The organism is Nocardiopsis sp. CA-288880 (assembly GCF_050955985.1).
Classification (GTDB): Bacteria; Actinomycetota; Actinomycetes; order Streptosporangiales; family Streptosporangiaceae; genus Nocardiopsis; species Nocardiopsis tropica.
Genome location: NZ_CP192105.1, coordinates 2,841,874 through 2,858,322, shown reverse-complemented (window position 1 = coordinate 2,858,322; position 16,449 = coordinate 2,841,874). Strand labels below are relative to the sequence as shown.

Here is a 16,449-nt window from a genome sequence, read left to right as displayed (position 1 = left end):
GCCGCCTCACACGGGGCGCTCCCGGCCGAAGAGGTGGGCGAGCGCCCCCTCCAGGCGCGGGTGCCGGAAACGGTGCCCCGCCGCCTCCAGGCGGGCCGGGGCCACCCTCTGGTCCGCCAGCGCCACCTCGTCCGCGCCCTCCCGTCCCAGCAGGAGGGCCGGCCCCCAGCCCGGCACCGGCAGCGCCGCGGGACGGCGCAGGGTGGCGGCGAGCACGTCGGCGTGCTCGGCGCCGCGCACCGGGTTCGGCGCCACCCCGTTGACGGGGCCCGTCAGCGCCCCGTCCAGGACGGCGCGCACGTAGACGTCCGCGAGGTCGTCCACGCCGATCCACGACATCCACTGCCGGCCGTCGCCGATCCGGCCGCCCAGCCCCGCCGCGAACAGCGGGTACTGCAGCCCCAGCACTCCCCCGGCGGGGGTCTGCACGATGCCCGTACGCACCCGCACGCACCGGGCGCCGCCCTCGGCCGCGGGTTCGGCGGCCTCCTCCCAGTCCGCGACCAGGTCGGCCAGGAACCCCGTCCCGCGCGGACTGTCCTCCGTGAGGACCTCGTCCCCCCGGTCCGGCCCGTAGTAGCCGATCGCCGAGGCGGTCACGAACACGCGCGTCCCGCTGCGGGCCACCAGGCGGGCGAGGGCGCGCGTGGGGCCGACACGGCTGTCCCGCAGGGCTTCCTTGTGCCGCTCCGTGAACCGCCCGAACAGCGGCTCCCCCGCCAGGTGCACCAGGGCGTCGACGCCTTCGAGCAGGTCGGCTGCCGGGTCCCGGGGGTCCCAGCGCCGTTCGCCCGGGCGGGCGGGGTCCCTGCGCACCAGCCGGACCACCCGGTGCCCGCCCGTGGTGAGCAGCGAGCACAGGGAGCGCCCCACCAGCCCGCCCGACCCGGTGACCGCCACGGTCACCGGACGGTCGTGCCAGGCCCGCGACCGGGCCCCGGCCGCCAGGTCGTCGGCGAGCTGGGCGTGGCGGTAGGCGAACATGGGCCGCAGCAGCGCCTCGGGGACGGAGGTGGCGACCCGGTCGACGACGCGGGTGCTCTCCCCCGTCTCCGCGACGAAGTCGTGGGCGTGCGTCCAGGACAGCAGCGTCGCCAGCGGCCGGGACACCAGTCGGTCCGCGAACCTGCGGGGCGGGTCGTACCGCTCCGGAAGGTGGCGGGCCTCCCAGCGCAGGCCGCCGGGGAACGAGAGCACGGCCACGCCGTCGGCGAGGGAGTCCGCCTCGGCGGTCAGACGCACCGGCTGCCAGGGCGGGGCCAGCCGGGCGAACGCGCCCGGCCGCGCGTGCCAGTCGAAGACCTCGTCGCGCGGTGCGGGCACCACGCTCGAATACCGGAAGACCATGGTCATCCCTCCGTGTCGCGTGTGGCCACGGTAACGCGAAGGCGGTCGGCCGCCGCGCGCCGCACGCCGCACGCGCGCCGCCGGGTCCCGGCCGGGCGGAGCCGTGGGAACGCCCCGCCGCCCGCCGGTCCGCCGGACCCGCCGCGGGTCGCTCCCGCGGTCGGCACCGCCCGCCACCACCCCGAACCGACCGGACGGTATGCCAACGGGGCCCCGGTGCGCCGGCGGTCCGGGGCCCGCTCGTACCCTGGGGCGATGCCAGCGATCTATCTCATCCGCCACGGGAAGGCCTCTCCGGAGGCCGAGGACTACGACGAGCTGAGCCCCACCGGCCACGAGCAGGCCCGGCTGCTCGGCGCCGAGCTCAAGCGGCGCGACCTCCGGATCGGCGCGGTCGCCACGGGGGCGCTGCGCCGCCAGCGCCAGACGGCGGCGGCCGCCCTCGCCGAGGCGGGCATCGACACCGCACCGGCCGCCGACCCCCGCTGGGACGAGTACGACCACCTCGGCCTGCTCGGCTCCCACCTCACGGGGACGGGCACGCTCCAGGAGCGCCTGGACGCGGCCCTGACCTCGTGGATGGGCGCCGGGGGGAGCGGACCCGGCACCTGGGAGGGGTTCCGCGAGGGGGTGAACGCAGCCCTGTCCGACCTGGTCGCGGGGCTGGGGCGCGGAGAGACCGCGCTGGTGTTCACCTCGGCCGGGGTCGTCGCCGCGGTGTGCTCGACCCTGCTGGGCGCCTCTCCGGCCGGGTTCCTGGCGATGAACCGCGTGGTGGTCAACGGCTCGGTGAGCAAGCTGCTGCACGGGCGCGGCGGCACCCAGGTGCTGTCCTTCAACGACCACGCCCACCTGGAGCAGGGCGGCCCCGCGCTGATGACCTACCGCTGAGGCGCGGCGCCCCGCCCGCGGGTGCCCGCCCCCTGCCGGGACGGGCGCCCCGGGCGCACCGGCCGGAGCCTCAGACGCGGCGCTCGGCGTCGCGCCGGAGCACCGCGCGCAGGGCGAGCTCGTAGCCGAACACCCCGCACCCCGCCACGTACCCGGCCGCGACGGGCGCGGTCACCGACGTGTGCCGGAACTCCTCGCGCGCGTAGACGTTGGAGATGTGCACCTCCACCACGGGGACCTCGACCGCGTCGATCGCGTCGCGCAGGGCGATGCCGTAGTGGGCGTAGGCGCCGGGGTTGAGCACCACGCCGGCCCAGTGGCGGGCGGCGTGGATCCGGTCCACCATGACGCCCTCGCTGTTGCTCTGCGCGCACACCACCTCCACCCCCAGCTCGACGCCGAGGGCGACCACCTGCCGCTCGACCTCGTCGAGGGTGACGGTGCCGTACTGCTCGGGGTCGCGGGTGCCCAACAGGTTGAGGTTGGGACCGTTGAGCAGCAGGACGGTGCGGGAGGGTTCGGCGGCAGCGGACATGGGCCAGTGCTCCTTCTGGTTCGGTGGCCACCAGCCTAGGGCGTGTCCGGTGGATGCTCCCGGTGGACTCGGCGCCCGCGCCGATCGCCGCGGGCCCGGAACGACCCGCGGAACACGTCCCGGGACCCCGGGCGGCCCCGTGACCCCGGTCACGGAGGACGCCCCGGGAACGGATAGCATACCGACCAGTCGGTCAAACTTTCCGAGGAGGCGACCGTGGCGTCCACCCTGCTGTCCGCGCGTGACCTGCACTTCCTGCTCTACGAGTGGCTCGACACCGAGGCCCTCACCGCGCGCCCCCGCTACTCCGACCACTCGCGCGAGACCTTCGACGCCGCCCTGGAGCTGGCCGAGCGCGTGGCCACCGACCACTTCGCCCCGCACAACAAGGCCAACGACGCCAACGAGCCGCGCTTCGACGGCGAGCGCGTCCACGTCATCCCCGAGGTGCGCAAGGCCCTGGAGGTCTACGCCGAGACCGGCCTCGCCGCCGCCGGGATGCCCGCCTCCGTGGGCGGGGCCCAGATCCCGCAGGTCGTCTCCAGCGCGTGCGGCGCCTACTTCCAGGCCGCCAACCTGGGCACCTCCGCCTACCCCTTCCTCACCTCCGGCAACGCCCGCCTCCTCCTGGCGCACGGCAGCCCCGAACAGGTCGACACGTGGGTGCTCCCCATGGTGGAGGGGCGCTTCACCGGCACCATGTGCCTGTCCGAGCCGCAGGCGGGCAGCTCCCTGGCCGACATCACCACCCGGGCCGAGGAGGACGGCGAGGGCGGCTACCGGGTGTTCGGCAACAAGATGTGGATCTCGGGCGGCGACCACGAGCTGACCGAGAACATCGTGCACCTGGTGCTTGCCAAGCTCCCCGGCGGTCCGCCCGGGGTCAAGGGCATATCCCTGTTCGTCGTCCCCAAGCACCTGGTGGAGGCGGACGGGTCGATCGGTGAGCGCAACGACGTCGTCCCCGCCGGGCTCAACCACAAGATGGGCTACCGGGGCACCGTCAACGCCCTGCTCAACTTCGGCGAGGGGGCGCACACGCCGGGCGGCCGGGCCGGCGCGGTCGGCTACCTGGTGGGCGAGCCCCACCAGGGCCTGCGGTACATGTTCCACATGATGAACGGCGCCCGGATCGGCGTGGGCGCCGGCGCCGCGGCCGTCGGCTACACCGGGTACCTGAAGTCGCTGGCCTACGCGCGCGAACGGCTCCAGGGGCGCCCGCTCGGCGACAAGGACCCCGCCCGGCCGCAGGTGCCGATCATCGGCCACACCGACGTGCGGCGGATGCTGCTCGCCCAGAAGAGCTACGTGGAGGGCGCCCTCGCCCTGGTGCTGTACTGCGCTCGGCTGGTCGACGAGGCGGCGAGCACCGACGACGACGCCGGGCGCGAGCGCGCGAACCTGCTCCTGGACGTCCTCACGCCGATCGCCAAGAGCTGGCCCTCCCAGTGGTGCGTGGAGGCCAACAGCCTGGCCATCCAGGTGCACGGCGGCTACGGGTACACGCGCGAGTACGACGTGGAGCAGCACTACCGGGACAACCGGCTCAACCCGATCCACGAGGGCACCCACGGCATCCAGGCCCTGGACCTGCTGGGCCGCAAGGCCGTCCAGGACGGCGGCGCGCGGCTGGCGCTGCTGGTGGAGACCGCGCAGCGGACCGCCGACCGCGCCCGGGAGCTGGGCGGGGACGAGGCCGTGTACGCGGACCTGCTGTCGGCCGCCCTGGCACGGACGGCGGAGACGGCCGCCTCCGCCTGGGCCGGGGGCGACCCCGCGGTGGCGCTGGCCAACGCCACCCCCTACCTGGAAGCGGTGGGCCACGTGGTGGTGGCGTGGCTGTGGTTGGAGCAGCTGGTGGCCGCGCACGGCAGGGAGGGGGACTTCTACGAGGGCAAGCGCGCGGCCGCGGCGTACTTCTTCCGCCACGAACTGCCCCGGACCGGACCGCAGTTCGACCTGGTGGCCTCCCGCGACCGCACCGTCCTGGACGTCTCGCCCGACGTGCTCTAGGACCCGTCGGAACGGCGCCGACGGCCCTGGGAGCGCCCGCCCCCGCGCACGAGGCGCGGGCGGGCGCTCCCCGCCGGGCACAGGGCCCGGTGCCGGGCGGCGGTGACGGTGACGCGGGCGCACGCCGGACGCAGCGGGCCTCCGGCCGGAGGCCCGCTACACCCCCGTCGGGTACAGGCGGAGCTCCGCCGTGGTGAAACCGACCCGGTCCCCGACGGAGGGCACGGCCCCGCACGCCTCCAGCAGGAGGAGGCCGCCGCCCACCCGCAGGACCACGGCGGCGTCCGCCCCCGTCCCGGCCTGCTCGACGCGTCCCGCGACCAGCACGGCCCCGGAGCCGTCCGGAACGTCCTCGAGGCGATCGCGCCCCGGCTCCGCGCGGGCGAACACGACCCCCTCGGCCACGTCCAGCTCCACATCGTGCTCCCCGGGCACGGGCGGCGCCGGACCCGCCCACCGGCCCGTGGCCGCTCCGGCCGCGCACCGGAACCGGACCGTCGCCGCGTCGTCCACCCCGGTCACCGTGATCCGCATCCGCTCCCGCCGTCCGCTTCGCTCCGGGCCCCGGGACCGGCCAGCCGCTCGCGTGCGTAGACCGCCATCGCGTCGCGCTGGTACCCGGCCAGGCCGGGGGCGACGCGCTCGTACACCGCGCGCCAGGCGCCCTCCTCGGCGTAGACGCGGCCCAGGTTCTCGAACGCGCCCGCGTCGGGCGTCCACATCCGGCTCACCCCCAGGTAGTGGTCGTGCACCTCCGCCTGCACCGCCGGGTCGGCGGGCGGGGTCCCGGCGGCGAGGTGGTCGGCCATGCGCCTCATCTGCGCGGCGAGCTCCGCCTGCTGCCGGTCGCGGTCCTCCTCGGTCAACTCCTCGGACGCCTGCCGGGCCCGCTCCCACTCGCGGGGCCACTCGGCGCGGGCCCGCTCGGTGTAGGCGGTGGTGTCGAACCCGGCGAACAGCTCCTCGGGCCTGTCGACGTCGTGCATGCCGTCGTCCTCCTCCAGTGCGCCGATGGTGCGGCGCACGGTCTCGACGAGGGTGTCGATGCGGTCCCGTTCGGCCACGAGGTCGCGCAGGTGGGCGCGGAGTGCGTCCGCCTCGCCCGTCCGCTCGTCCAGGACCCGGGCGATGTCGGCGAGCCCCATGCCCAGCTCGCGCATCACGAGGATGCGCTGGAGCCGCAGGAGTTCGCCCCGACCGTAGTGGCGGATGCCGCCTGGGCCCGTCCGCTCCGGTTCGAGCAGCCCGATCCGGTGGTAGTGCCGCAGGGTGCGCGAGGTGACCCCGCTCATCCGGCACAGGTCCCCGATCGGCCAGGACATCGTTTCCCCCCTCGTCGGGCCGGTCCGTCCGGCCCGCAGACGACGCTAGGAGTTGACGCTACGTCAACCGCAAGCCGCGAGGTCCCGGCGAGGTCCCTCCCGCGGAACGCCCTCGCGGCTCTGCGAGACGTTCTTCTTGCGGCCCGGCCGGGAGGACCGGGGCGGGAAGGCCGGGGCGGGAATCCTCTGCTCCCGGTTTTCCGGGGCCGCTCCTCCGGGGGGCCGGGGCCCGTGCGCCTGCCGCCCCGGGGAGCGGCACGGTGCGGAGGGGGCGGGGCCGGAAGGCCCCGAAGACGCCTCGGGCGGAGGGGGTCCTCCTCGGCGCCCCCGGGGTGTCCGGTGGCCCGGGCGGGCGGGCACGGACTCCGGATCTCGGGCCCGTGGGGTGTTCCTACCCCGACCACTACCCCGAGCATTCACACGGTGACTCCCGGCTTGCCGTCTGGCATTCCAGGTCGGCGGACAATGCGGTCAATGCTGCCGAAATCCCTTGACAGGGGGCCGAGTGCGGCTACTGCGCCGCCCCGACCGCACCGCACTCCGGCGGAGGAGGGCCCCCTGGCCCGGGGGCGGCCCGCCCGAAAACCGCTTCGGTCCGGAGGGCGTCCTGTGCCAGGGTGTTCCCCATGCCCGAGACACCCCTCGAGCTGCCGCGCTGGCAGTTCGACCTCACCTGGTCGTTGTTCGAGTACCACCTGGAGCGCCTGGAGCCCGGCGACTTCCTCTGGGAACCCGGTCCCCTCTGCTGGACCGTCCGCCGTGGGGAGGACGGGGTGTGGACCCCGGACTGGGCGGACGCCGAACCCGATCCCGTGCCCGTGCCGACCGTCGCCTGGGTCACCTGGCACATCGGCTGGTGGTGGTCGGTGACCCTCGACCACCTGCGGGGACGCGCCCCACGGGACCGGGAGGACGTGGTCTGGTCCGGCGCCGACGAAGCCGTCGCGTGGCTGCGCGGCCTGCGCACGGAGTGGCTGGAGGTGCTGGACGGTCTGGGGGCCGAGGACCTCGACGCGCCCGCCCCCTTCCCGTGGCCGCCCGGCTCCGGCCTGACCGTCGCCCACACGGTCGCGTGGGTCAACGCCGAGCTGATGAAGAACGCCGCCGAGGTCGGACAGCTGCGCATGCTGCGCGCCACCCGGCCCTGACCCCGGAGCCCGGCCGTGCGAGCGGCCCGTCCGGTCCCCGCCCGCACGGCGGGGACCGGACGGCCGGAGGCCGTCCGCCTCCGCGGCGGAGAGCCCGCGCCGAGCGCCGTGTCCTCCTCCCGGCCCCTTCCCCGGTGTCCGGCTGGACAGGGGCCGGGGGCTCGGGGAGCATCGGAGCGGATTCCCCCGCTCCCTGCGCCCCGGCGGCGGGCGAGCGGTCCCGCGGTCCCGCCGGACGAACGGAGGCGCCCCATGACCGACCGGTTCCGCGACGAGCACGACGGCCGGCCCGCCGAGCCACTGGTCGGCGACGGCGTCACCCCCGGCATCGTGCGCGTGGGCGACACGGTCCGGCGCCCGGTCCGGCCGTTCACCGCCACGGTCCAGGCCTACCTCGCCCACCTGCACCGGGCCGGCTTCACCGCCGCGCCGGTCCCCCTGGGCGTCGACGGGCAGGGCCGCGAGGTGCTGACCTACGTCCCCGGCGACGTCCCCCGGGAACCGCTGCCCGCCGCTGCCGCGGGCGAGGACGTCCTGGTCGCGCTGGCCCGGCTGATCCGGCGGCTGCACGCGGCCGCCGACGGCTGGGTTCCGCCGTCGGACGCGGTCTGGGGCGGCATCCCCGGGGCCGCCGCCGTCGACGACAGCCCGGTGGAGGGGGAACCCGAACTGGTCGGCCACCGCGACTACTGCCCCGGCAACGTCGTCTTCCGCGAGGGCCTGCCCGCCGCCCTCATCGACTTCGACCTCGCCCGGCCCACCACCCGCCTCTACGAGATCGCCAACGCCCTCTACTGGTGGGTGCCGCTGCTCGACCCCCGGGACCGGGCCCCCGCCTTCACCGGCCTCGACGCGGCCCACCGGGTCGCCGTCTTCGTCGACGCCTACGGGGCGTCCGGGCGGCAGCGCGCGGAACTGGTGCCCCTGGCGACACGGATGATCCACCGCTTCCACCGCAGGGCCCGGGCCGCCGCCGCGAGCGACCCGGTCTTCCGCCGCATGTGGGAGGAGGGCGTCAGGGACCGCATGCCCCGCGCCGAGGCCTGGATCGCACGGGAGGGCCCCGCCATCGCCGGGCGGGTCGCCCCGTGACCGCGGACCGGGCGCCGGCCACGCCGGGCCGGCCCCGATCAGTCGGGGTCGACCCGGTGCAGCCGGACCTCGGAGAGGACCCCGTCGGCCGCCTCCGCCGTCATGTAGGTGTGGTGCGGCCGGCGCCGGCGGTCCGTGGGAGAGCCCGGGTTGAGCAGCCGCAGCCCGTTCTCCGCGCGCGTGTCCCACGGGATGTGCGAGTGGCCGAAGACGAGGACGTCGGTGTCGGGGAAGCGCTCGGCGCACCGCTTCTCCCGGCCCGCCGCCTGCCCCGTCTCGTGGACGACCGCGAACCGGACGCCGCCCAGGGTCGCCCTCGCCACCTCGGGCAGGCGTGCGCGCAGTTCGGGGCCGTCGTTGTTGCCGTGGACGCCCACCACCCGCGCGGCACGCGCCTCCAGGGCGTCGAGCGCCTCGGGGACGCACCAGTCCCCCGCGTGGACGACCGCGTCGGCGCGCTCGACCTGCGCCCACACCTGCCGGGGCAGGTCGCGGGCGCGCTTGGGCAGGTGGGTGTCGGAGATGATGAGCAGGCGCATGGCACGCCAGGGTAGCCGTCCCGCCGCCCGGCGCGGCGCTAACGCCCCGTGAACACGGGCGCGGTCCGCGCCAGCGAGGCCGCGATGCCGGCCTCGCTGTCCCCCGTCGCGAGCAGTCGCGTCTGCTCGGTGATCTCGCGCTCCATCGCCGCGCGGACCTCGTCCGTGTACCCCGCGCGCAGGGTCTCCCGCATCGACCGCACGGCCAGCGGCGCCCCGGCGGCGATCTCGTGCGCGAAGGCCACGGCGGCCCCGCGCACCGCGCCGTCCTCGACCAGCCGGTCGGCGAGGCCGAGGGAGAGGGCCCTCTCGCCGCCGACCCTGCGTGCGGTGTACAGCATCTCGGCGGCGCCCTGCGCGCCGATGATCCGGGGCAGGGAGGCGCTGAGGCCGAAGCCCTGGTGGATGCCGAGCGCCCCGAAGTTGGCGTGGAACCTGGTCGAGGGCGCGGCGACGCGGAAGTCGGCGGCGCACGCCACGCCGAGGCCGCCCCCGACGGCCGCGCCCTGCACCGCAGCGACCACGGGCACGGCGAGGGAGAACAGCCGCAGCCCCTCCGCGTAGATGGCCTTCAGGGAGGAGGCCGGGTCGGGGCCGACCCCCTCGCCGCCGAAGTCCACCCCGGCGCAGAAGTGCCGGCCCTCGGAGCACAGGACGATGGCGCGGCACCCGCGCGCGCCCTCCAGTTCGGCGGCGGCGTCCGCGAGGTCGCGCAGGAGCGCCAGGTCGAAGTGGTTGTTGGGCGGGCGCCGGAACTCCAGGACGCCGACGTGGCCGTCCACGCTCACGGACAGGTCGTCACTCACGGGTGCCCTCCCGGGTCTGTCGGTGCGGGGCCCGTCCGGCCCCGTCGACCGCCCGGCTCACCCCGCGTACGCGGTAGTTCTACCACCCGGCCCCTCCGGCGCCGTCGGCCGGGCCGGACGGGGCCGGAGCGGCGGCGGCGCCGACCGCTCCCGCGGGCCCTCCTCCGGTGCGGACGAGCTTCACGGTCCGGGCGGCGAGGACCGCCAGGCACACCAGGGCGGTGGCGGCGACGAAGGTCAGTTCGGCCGGGATCCCGTAGAACCGCTGGAGCCAGGTGCCCTCCCGCCCGCCCATCACCCAGGTGAGGAGCGGGTTGACCAGGGGGAACAGGAGGGGAGGCAGGGCGTAGGGCAGCAGCCGCAGCGCGGTCCGCCACCGGGGCAGGCCCGCCCGCCTCCCGGCCCAGGCCCCGGCCCGCCGCACCCCGAGCACGCCCAGCCCCGCCACGGTCAGCGTGGCCGCCCCGAAGGCGGCGTCGACCTTCCACAGGGACGAGCCCGCCCCGGCCGGTGTCCTGCCCTCGGTCAGGTCGAGGACCCCCTCGACCAGGCCCCACGTGTCGTTCTCGGTGAGGGTGATCCCGCTGTTGAACAGCGCCACGACGCCGTATCCGGTTCCGGGGACGAGCACCTGGTAGGAGCTGTACGTGGACACCGCCCCGCCGTGCCAGACCTGTGTTCCGGAGGCTCCGTCGGCCGGTCCGCGCCGCATCCATCCGAGGCCGTACCGGCCCCCGGGCGCGGAGGGGGTGTGCGTCAGCTCCACCGCTTCGGCGGAGAGCAGCCGCTCGCCGCCGGGCGCCCTCCCGCCGCCGGCCTGGAGGAGCAGCCACCGGGCCATGTCCTCCGCGGTCGAGACGACGTCCCCGGAGCCGGTCCCGAACGCGGGCGGTTCGGCGACGGGGACGTCGGCGCCGAAGGCGCGGACGTGCCCCGGCGCGGGTTCGGGGCGCGCGCCGCCGGTCGCCGCAGGGCCGGGGGCGTCCGGGCCGGAGGACCGGGTGTCGGCCATGCCCGCCGGGGCGAACACGTGCCGTTCCAGGTACTCGGCGAAGGGCTCCCCGCCGACGACCTCCACCAGGCGGGCCGCCACGTGGTAGTTGGGGTTGTGGTACTGCCACCGCTCCCCCGGCGCCGACGTGAGCTCGGCGTCGCGCAGGCGGGCCACCGCCTCGGTGAGGGTGGCGGGCTGCGGTGATCCGGCGACGTCGGGGTGGCCCCGGTCGGACATGCCCGAGCTCTGGTCGAGGAGCTGGCGGACGGTGATCAGGTCGCTGCGTGGGTCGGCGGTGGTGAACTCGGGCAGGTGGTCGCGGACCGGGTCGTCCAGGCCGACGGCGCCGTCCTCCACCAGCTGCATGACGGCGAGGGCGGTCATCGACTTGCTGAGGGAGGCGATGCGCATGGGCGAGTCCGCGCGCAGGGGCTCGCCGTTCCCGTCGTGCCCGTAGCCGCCCGTGTGCACGACCCGGTCCCCGCGCGTGACCGCGACGGTCGCCCCCGGCAGGCCGACGCGTTCGAGGTGGGCGGCGATGAAGGCGTCCAGCTCCGCCGCGTCCACGCCGCCGGCATGGTCATCGCCGGGGTCGGTGTCCCGGTCGGCGGCCTCCGCGGCCGGGGCAGGCCCGCCGGGCGGGGCCTCCGGACCGCCGGGCACAGTCCCGACCGGAGCGGAACCCGCTCCCGGCAACGGGGCCTGCCCCGCGGCCGCCCTCTCGGGGACGCCGTCCGCCGGGGCAGCGGCCGCGGGCCCGCCCAGGGCGAGGGCGGCGGCGGTGGCCAGGGCGAGGACGGCTCCCGCGCGGGACGTCCGCCTCGGGCCGGGTCCCCGGTCGCGCGGTCCCGCCGGTGCGGCCGGGGCGGCCGGGGCGGCCGGGGCGCGGCCTCCCGCGTCCTGGTTCGCGGTGTCTCCGCTGTCCTTCATCGTGCTCTCCCGAGGCCGTGGTGTGCCCGCCTGCTGCGGACCAGTGGGACGCTAGGCCCCGTGCGGCGCCCGGCGCCTCACCCGGACGTGCCCGAACGGAGGGGCGGCCCCGCCCCCGACGTGGCGCCGGCCTCCCCGGAACCGGCACTTTCGGGTGAGGCCGTCCCGTCCGACCGTTCTGTAGCCTGACCGCTGTGCGAAAGACGGCGGGACCCAGGACGGAAGACCCTGGTCACGGGGGCTGTGCGGACGGTGGCGCGGAGGGCCGCGCGGCCCGGGGAGCCCTCCTGCCCGCTGTCGCCCTGGCCTCGGGTCTGAGCTGCCTCGTGCCGCTCACCGCCGCCACGGCCCTGACCGGGAGCGGCGTCGCCCTGGCCGCGCTGGCGCTGGCGGCGGGCTGGAGTCTCCGGGGGCGGGCGTCCGCCGGGGGCGCGGCGGCCGCGTTCCTGATCCAGCCGGCCACCGTCCTCGCCCTGGGGCAGGACGCGACCTCCGCCCTGGCCAGGGGCGTGCTCGCGGTCGTGTGCGTGGTGCTGCCGTGGCTGGTGGGCCGGTACCTGCGGGCGCGCTCGGACTCCGCCGGGCTCGGCTGGCGGCGCGCCGAACTCCTCGAACGGGAGCGGTCGGTGGCGGCCGAGCGCGAACGCGTCCGGGAGCGCGAACGCATTGCGGCGCGGATGCACGACTCCCTGGGCCACGAGCTCAGCCTGATCGCCGTGCGCGCCGGAGCCCTGGAGGTCGCGCCCGGGCTGGGCCCGGAGGACTACCGGCGCGGGGTGGCCGAACTCGGCGCGGGGGCGATCGGCGCGGTCGAGCGCCTGCAGGAGATCATCGGACTCCTCCAGTCCGGGGGCGCGGAGCCCGACGAGCCCGGGACCGGCGACGGCGACCTGGCCGGTCTCGTCGGGCACGCCCGGAACGCCTCCCTGGAGGTCGGCCTGGCCGGCGGGCGGCTGTGGGAGGGGATGCCTGCCGAGGTGCGCGCCCTGGTGTACGCCGTGGTGCGGGAGGGGCTGACCAACAGCGCCAAGCACGCGCCGGGCGCACCGGTGGCCGTGCGGGTGGAGCAGCTCGGGACGCGGGCGTCCGGCGCCCCCGGGTGCGCCGCCCTCGCGTCCTCCGGACCGGCCAACGGCCCCGGGGCCGGGGTCGGTGTCGGGGCCCGGCCGACACAGGCGCCCCACGGGCCCACCGGCGCCGCCACCGCCCCGGGTGCCGCGGTCCCCTCCACCGGCGGGTCGGGCGCTGCGGCCCCCTCCGGCCCACATGCCTCCTCCGGCGAACCGGCCCCGGTCCCGGGCCCCGCGGAGGGCTACACGGTCTCCGTGGTCAACGGCCTCGCGACCGAGGCGCCCGTCCTGGCCTCCGGCGGCTCCGGTCTCGCCGCGCTGCACGCACGGGTGCGCGCCGTCGGCGGAACCCTCGACTCCGGACCGACGCGGACCGGCGGGCCACCGCCCCCGAAGGGCACGGCCACCGGGTTCACGCTCACCGTGCGCCTCCCGGTCCCGCCCGCGTCCTCCGGGCCGGACCTCCGCGCCCCCGGCTCCGCCCCGGAGCCACTCCCCTCCGCCCCCGAGTCCGCGCGGCAGCGGGAGCGGAGCAGGAGCCGCACCGGGAGGGCGCTGGCGGCGGCCGTGGCGGTCCCCGCCGCGCTGCTGGCGCTCCTGGCCGTCCTGGGGGCCGGGTACTACGCCCTGGCCTCCTCCCGCGCGGTCCTGGACCCGGCCGACTTCGCGTCGCTGCGGATCGGGGACCCGCGGTCCGCGGTCGCGCCGGTGCTCCCGCCGTCCACCATGCTCGACCCGCCGGACGCGGGGCCGGTGCCGAGCGGATGGACCTGCGACCACTACCGGTCCCGGACGGCCCTGCCGGGCTCCGGGGCGGACGCCTACCGGCTGTGCTTCGCGCAGGGACGCCTCGTCGACAAGGACGCGGTCCCGACGGGCTCCGGAGTCGGTACGGAGGACGAGGGGAGCGGGGGCCGGTGATCCGCGTCCTGCTGGCCGACGACGAACCCCTCATCCGCGCGGGGATCGCCGCCATCCTCTCCTCCGACCCCGGCATCACCGTCGTCGCGCAGGCCCGCGACGGGAGCGAGGCCGTGGCGCTCGCCCGCCGCGAACGCCCCGACGTGGCGCTGCTGGACATACAGATGCCCGGCGCGGACGGCTTCACCGCCGTCGGGGCGATCCGCCGCGCCTGCCCTTCGACCGCGATCGCCATGCTGACCACGTTCGGCCAGGACGACTACGTGGCCAGGGCGCTGGACGGCGGGGCCAACGGCTTCCTGCTCAAGGCCGCCCCTCCGCGCGAACTCATCACGGGGGTGCGGACCGTCGCCGAGGGCGGCGCGTTCCTGTCGCCGAAGGTCACCGGCCGGGTCGTCGCCGGCTTCCGCAGCCGGAGGGAGTTCCGCGCGGAGGCGGCCGAGGAGCGCCTGGGCGCGCTCACCCCGCGGGAGCGGCAGGTCCTGGCGCTGGTGGGGGCGGGGATGTCCAACGCGGAGGTGGGCCGCGCCCTGCACCTGGCGGAGGACACCGTGAAGACCCACGTCAGCGCGGTCCTCGCCCGGCTCGGGGTGCGCAACCGGGTCCAGGCGGCCCTCATCGCCCACGACGCGGGGCTCACCGCCGATGGCTGACCACGTGTCCCTTCCCTGGAGACCGCGGCCGGTTCCGGACAGCGCGGGGCCCGGCCGCCGCGGACCGGACGCCTGTCCCGGTCGGCCCGCGGGTCCCGCCACGTGCGCGAACGCGGTCACGGAGCCGCCGGCCGCAGCCGCCGCGCGCCCGGCCCAGCCCTCCCGCCGTGGCGGGGGCCGGGGCCGCTGCGGCTAGCCTGGCCGCGTGAGGAACAACGAGGGCCACGAGGACGACGAGGTCGCCGAACTGCTGGTCCGCCTGATCAACATCAGCAACCGCCTCGCCCGCTACGCCGCGCACGCGACCGGGGAGCGCACCTCGCCCGCGACCTGGCGTGCGCTCAGCGTCCTGCGGGAGAAGGGCCCGCTGCGGCTGGGCGTGCTGGCCGACCACTGCCGGGTCCGCCAGCCCACCATGACGGTGATCGTCGACTCCCTGCTCTCCTCCGGGTACGTCGAGCGCCGCCCCGACCCCGACGACGGGCGCGCCAACCTCCACGAGCTGACCGCCGAGGGGGAGGCGGCGCTGGACGACTGGAGGTCCCGGATCGGCTCGGCGCTGACCCCGCTGTTCACCGACCTGTCCGAGCACGAGCGGGCCCTGCTCGGGGACTCGGTGCGGCTCCTGGACGGCCGGCTGCGGCGCGGCGAGGCCTGAGCGGGCCGTTCTCCCCGGCCCGCGCCCCTCTTCCGGCCCCTCCACCGAACCCTCCCGGCACGGTCGGGAATCTCCGAGGATTAACATAGGTTTCCTATATGAATCCTCGCGAGGACCCCGACCGCACCGGCCGCCGTCCTCCCCACCGACGACCGACAGGAGTTCCGAAGCATGGTGGCGGAGACAGACAACGAGCGCACCACCCCGCACGGGGCGGGTGACGCACCACCCCGGACGGAGGGCTCGATCCTCCGGCAGCCGCGCGCGGTGTGGGCGGTGGCGTTCGCCTCCGTGATCGCGTTCATGGGCATCGGGCTGGTCGACCCGATCCTTCCCGCGATCTCCCGCAGCCTGGAGGCCACCCAGACCCAGACCTCGCTGCTGTTCACGAGCTACCTGCTCGTCACCGGCCTGGCCATGCTCGTGACCAGCTGGGTGTCGAGCCGGATCGGGGCCAAGCGCACCCTCCTGCTCGGACTGGCCCTGATCGTGGTCTTCGCGGCCGCCGCGGGGGCCGCGGGCGACGTCGAGTCCGTGATCGGCTTCCGCGCGGGATGGGGGCTCGGGAACGCCTTCTTCATCTCCACCGCCCTGGCCACCATCGTCGGCGCGGCCAGCGGCGGCTCCTCCTCCGCGATCGTCCTCTACGAGGCGTCCCTGGGGCTGGGCATCGCCACCGGACCGCTCATGGGCGGACTGCTCGGCAGTGTCAGCTGGCGCGGGCCGTTCTTCGGCACCGCCGTGCTCATGGCGGTCGGGTTCGTCACGATCGCCACCCTGCTGCGGAGCGACACCATCGCCAGGACGGCGCCGGTCCCGCTGTCGGCGCCGTTCACGGCGCTGCGCGAGCCCGCCCTCCTGGTGCTGGCGTTCACCGCGCTGTTCTACAACATCGGCTTCTTCGCGCTGCTGGCGTACACGCCCTTCCCGCTGGGCCTGGACGAGATGGGGCTCGGGTTCACCTTCTTCGGCTGGGGACTGGCCGTCACCGTCACCTCGGTGTTCGTCGCCCCCGTCCTGACCCGGCGGTGGCGCCGCACGGGCGTCCTGTGGGCCACCCTGCTCCTGCTCGCCGCCGACCTGGTCGCCGCGGGCGCCCTCATCTCCTCCACGGCGGGCCTGATCACCTGCGTCGTGCTCGGCGGGCTGCTGCTGGGCGTGCTCAACACGGTGCTGACGGAGTCGGTGATGGAGGCCGGCGACCTGCCCCGGCCGGTGGCGTCGTCGTCCTACTCGGCGATCCGCTTCCTCGGCGGGGCGGCCGCTCCCCCCGCGGCATCCGCGCTGGCCGCGGCCCTGTCCCCGGGCGCCCCGATGTACGCGGCGGCGGGCTCGGTCGTCGTGGCCGCGCTGATCGTCCTCCTCGGACGCCGGGTGCTGCGCAGGGTCGACGACGGCCCCGAGCCCGTCGAGGTCGAGGCCCAGGCCATCGCCCTGGGCCGGTGACGGCCCCGGACGGACGGCCGGGCGACCACGCGCTCCGGGCGCGGTGAGGAGAGGCGGTCCGGGCCGTCGCGCCGGGGCCGCGGG

15 protein-coding genes are annotated in these 16,449 nt (G+C 76.5%); 8 read left to right on the top strand and 7 right to left on the bottom strand.

Annotated elements, in window-relative coordinates; genetic code table 11:
* Window positions 1-6: 6 nt before the first annotated feature.
* Window positions 7-1,353: a TIGR01777 family oxidoreductase gene (locus ACQPYD_RS12110; RefSeq protein ID WP_433701071.1), complete on the bottom strand. Its 1,347-nt coding sequence runs from the start codon at window positions 1,351-1,353 to the stop codon at window positions 7-9.
* A gap of 249 nt (window positions 1,354-1,602) precedes the next feature.
* Here ACQPYD_RS12110 and ACQPYD_RS12105 point away from each other — a divergent pair, with 249 nt between their 5' ends.
* Window positions 1,603-2,238: a histidine phosphatase family protein gene (locus ACQPYD_RS12105; RefSeq protein WP_433701070.1), complete on the top strand. Its 636-nt coding sequence runs from the start codon at window positions 1,603-1,605 to the stop codon at window positions 2,236-2,238.
* A gap of 70 nt (window positions 2,239-2,308) precedes the next feature.
* Here ACQPYD_RS12105 and aroQ read toward each other — a convergent pair whose 3' ends face one another.
* The gene (aroQ, locus tag ACQPYD_RS12100; protein WP_433701069.1) at window positions 2,309-2,773 is read right to left on the bottom strand and encodes a type II 3-dehydroquinate dehydratase; all 465 of its coding nucleotides are present in this window, start codon (window positions 2,771-2,773) and stop codon (window positions 2,309-2,311) included.
* Window positions 2,774-2,989: 216 nt separating this feature from the next.
* Here aroQ and ACQPYD_RS12095 point away from each other — a divergent pair, with 216 nt between their 5' ends.
* Entirely contained in the window at window positions 2,990-4,786 is a 1,797-nt protein-coding gene (locus tag ACQPYD_RS12095) for an acyl-CoA dehydrogenase (protein ID WP_433701068.1), read from the top strand.
* Between the two features lie 156 nt (window positions 4,787-4,942).
* Here the strand turns inward: ACQPYD_RS12095 and ACQPYD_RS12090 are convergent, their stop codons facing one another.
* Both ACQPYD_RS12090 and ACQPYD_RS12085 read right to left on the bottom strand, forming a co-directional pair.
* A complete protein-coding gene (locus tag ACQPYD_RS12090; RefSeq protein WP_433701067.1) occupies window positions 4,943-5,320 on the bottom strand; it encodes a hypothetical protein in 378 nt (125 codons plus the stop codon).
* Window positions 5,305-6,108, bottom strand: a complete 804-nt coding sequence (locus ACQPYD_RS12085) for a MerR family transcriptional regulator (RefSeq protein ID WP_433701066.1) — start codon at window positions 6,106-6,108, stop codon at window positions 5,305-5,307. Before ACQPYD_RS12085 ends, ACQPYD_RS12090 begins: the two co-directional genes overlap by 16 nt.
* Before the next feature lie 626 nt (window positions 6,109-6,734).
* Between ACQPYD_RS12085 and ACQPYD_RS12080 the strand changes: the two genes are divergently transcribed.
* Window positions 6,735-7,256: a DinB family protein gene (locus ACQPYD_RS12080; protein ID WP_433701065.1), complete on the top strand. Its 522-nt coding sequence runs from the start codon at window positions 6,735-6,737 to the stop codon at window positions 7,254-7,256.
* Between the two features lie 252 nt (window positions 7,257-7,508).
* Window positions 7,509-8,348: a phosphotransferase enzyme family protein gene (locus ACQPYD_RS12075; protein ID WP_433701064.1), complete on the top strand. Its 840-nt coding sequence runs from the start codon at window positions 7,509-7,511 to the stop codon at window positions 8,346-8,348.
* Between the two features lie 38 nt (window positions 8,349-8,386).
* Here ACQPYD_RS12075 and ACQPYD_RS12070 read toward each other — a convergent pair whose 3' ends face one another.
* From ACQPYD_RS12070 to ACQPYD_RS12060, 3 genes are all read right to left on the bottom strand, one after another.
* Complete coding sequence (locus tag ACQPYD_RS12070) at window positions 8,387-8,887, bottom strand: metallophosphoesterase family protein (RefSeq protein WP_433701063.1); 501 nt, start codon at window positions 8,885-8,887, stop codon at window positions 8,387-8,389.
* 38 nt (window positions 8,888-8,925) lie between these two features.
* A complete protein-coding gene (locus tag ACQPYD_RS12065) occupies window positions 8,926-9,693 on the bottom strand; it encodes an enoyl-CoA hydratase/isomerase family protein (protein WP_433701062.1) in 768 nt (255 codons plus the stop codon).
* A gap of 79 nt (window positions 9,694-9,772) precedes the next feature.
* The gene (locus ACQPYD_RS12060; protein WP_433701061.1) at window positions 9,773-11,617 is read right to left on the bottom strand and encodes a serine hydrolase domain-containing protein; all 1,845 of its coding nucleotides are present in this window, start codon (window positions 11,615-11,617) and stop codon (window positions 9,773-9,775) included.
* A gap of 194 nt (window positions 11,618-11,811) precedes the next feature.
* Here ACQPYD_RS12060 and ACQPYD_RS12055 point away from each other — a divergent pair, with 194 nt between their 5' ends.
* From ACQPYD_RS12055 to ACQPYD_RS12040, 4 genes are all read left to right on the top strand, one after another.
* Window positions 11,812-13,608 (top strand): sensor histidine kinase, encoded by a 1,797-nt coding sequence (locus ACQPYD_RS12055; RefSeq protein WP_433701060.1) that lies wholly within the window; start codon window positions 11,812-11,814, stop codon window positions 13,606-13,608.
* A complete protein-coding gene (locus ACQPYD_RS12050) occupies window positions 13,605-14,261 on the top strand; it encodes a response regulator (protein WP_433701059.1) in 657 nt (218 codons plus the stop codon). The genes ACQPYD_RS12055 and ACQPYD_RS12050 overlap by 4 nt, the downstream gene beginning before the upstream one ends.
* Before the next feature lie 205 nt (window positions 14,262-14,466).
* Entirely contained in the window at window positions 14,467-14,919 is a 453-nt protein-coding gene (locus ACQPYD_RS12045) for a MarR family winged helix-turn-helix transcriptional regulator (RefSeq protein ID WP_433701058.1), read from the top strand.
* Window positions 14,920-15,090: 171 nt separating this feature from the next.
* The gene (locus ACQPYD_RS12040) at window positions 15,091-16,365 is read left to right on the top strand and encodes an MFS transporter (RefSeq protein ID WP_433701057.1); all 1,275 of its coding nucleotides are present in this window, start codon (window positions 15,091-15,093) and stop codon (window positions 16,363-16,365) included.
* Window positions 16,366-16,449: the final 84 nt, after the last annotated feature.

Bases quoted from the DNA above. Each gene is read 5' to 3' on its own strand.
- ACQPYD_RS12110 (WP_433701071.1), bottom strand. From the start codon at position 1,353: ATGACCATGGTCTTCCGGTATTCGAGCGTGGTGCCCGCACCGCGCGAC.
- ACQPYD_RS12105 (WP_433701070.1), top strand. From the start codon at position 1,603: ATGCCAGCGATCTATCTCATCCGCCACGGGAAGGCCTCTCCGGAGGCC.
- aroQ (WP_433701069.1), bottom strand. From the start codon at position 2,773: ATGTCCGCTGCCGCCGAACCCTCCCGCACCGTCCTGCTGCTCAACGGT.
- ACQPYD_RS12090 (WP_433701067.1), bottom strand. From the start codon at position 5,320: ATGCGGATCACGGTGACCGGGGTGGACGACGCGGCGACGGTCCGGTTC.
- ACQPYD_RS12085 (WP_433701066.1), bottom strand. From the start codon at position 6,108: ATGTCCTGGCCGATCGGGGACCTGTGCCGGATGAGCGGGGTCACCTCG.
- ACQPYD_RS12080 (WP_433701065.1), top strand. From the start codon at position 6,735: ATGCCCGAGACACCCCTCGAGCTGCCGCGCTGGCAGTTCGACCTCACC.
- ACQPYD_RS12075 (WP_433701064.1), top strand. From the start codon at position 7,509: ATGACCGACCGGTTCCGCGACGAGCACGACGGCCGGCCCGCCGAGCCA.
- ACQPYD_RS12070 (WP_433701063.1), bottom strand. From the start codon at position 8,887: ATGCGCCTGCTCATCATCTCCGACACCCACCTGCCCAAGCGCGCCCGC.
- ACQPYD_RS12060 (WP_433701061.1), bottom strand. From the start codon at position 11,617: ATGAAGGACAGCGGAGACACCGCGAACCAGGACGCGGGAGGCCGCGCC.
- ACQPYD_RS12040 (WP_433701057.1), top strand. From the start codon at position 15,091: ATGGTGGCGGAGACAGACAACGAGCGCACCACCCCGCACGGGGCGGGT.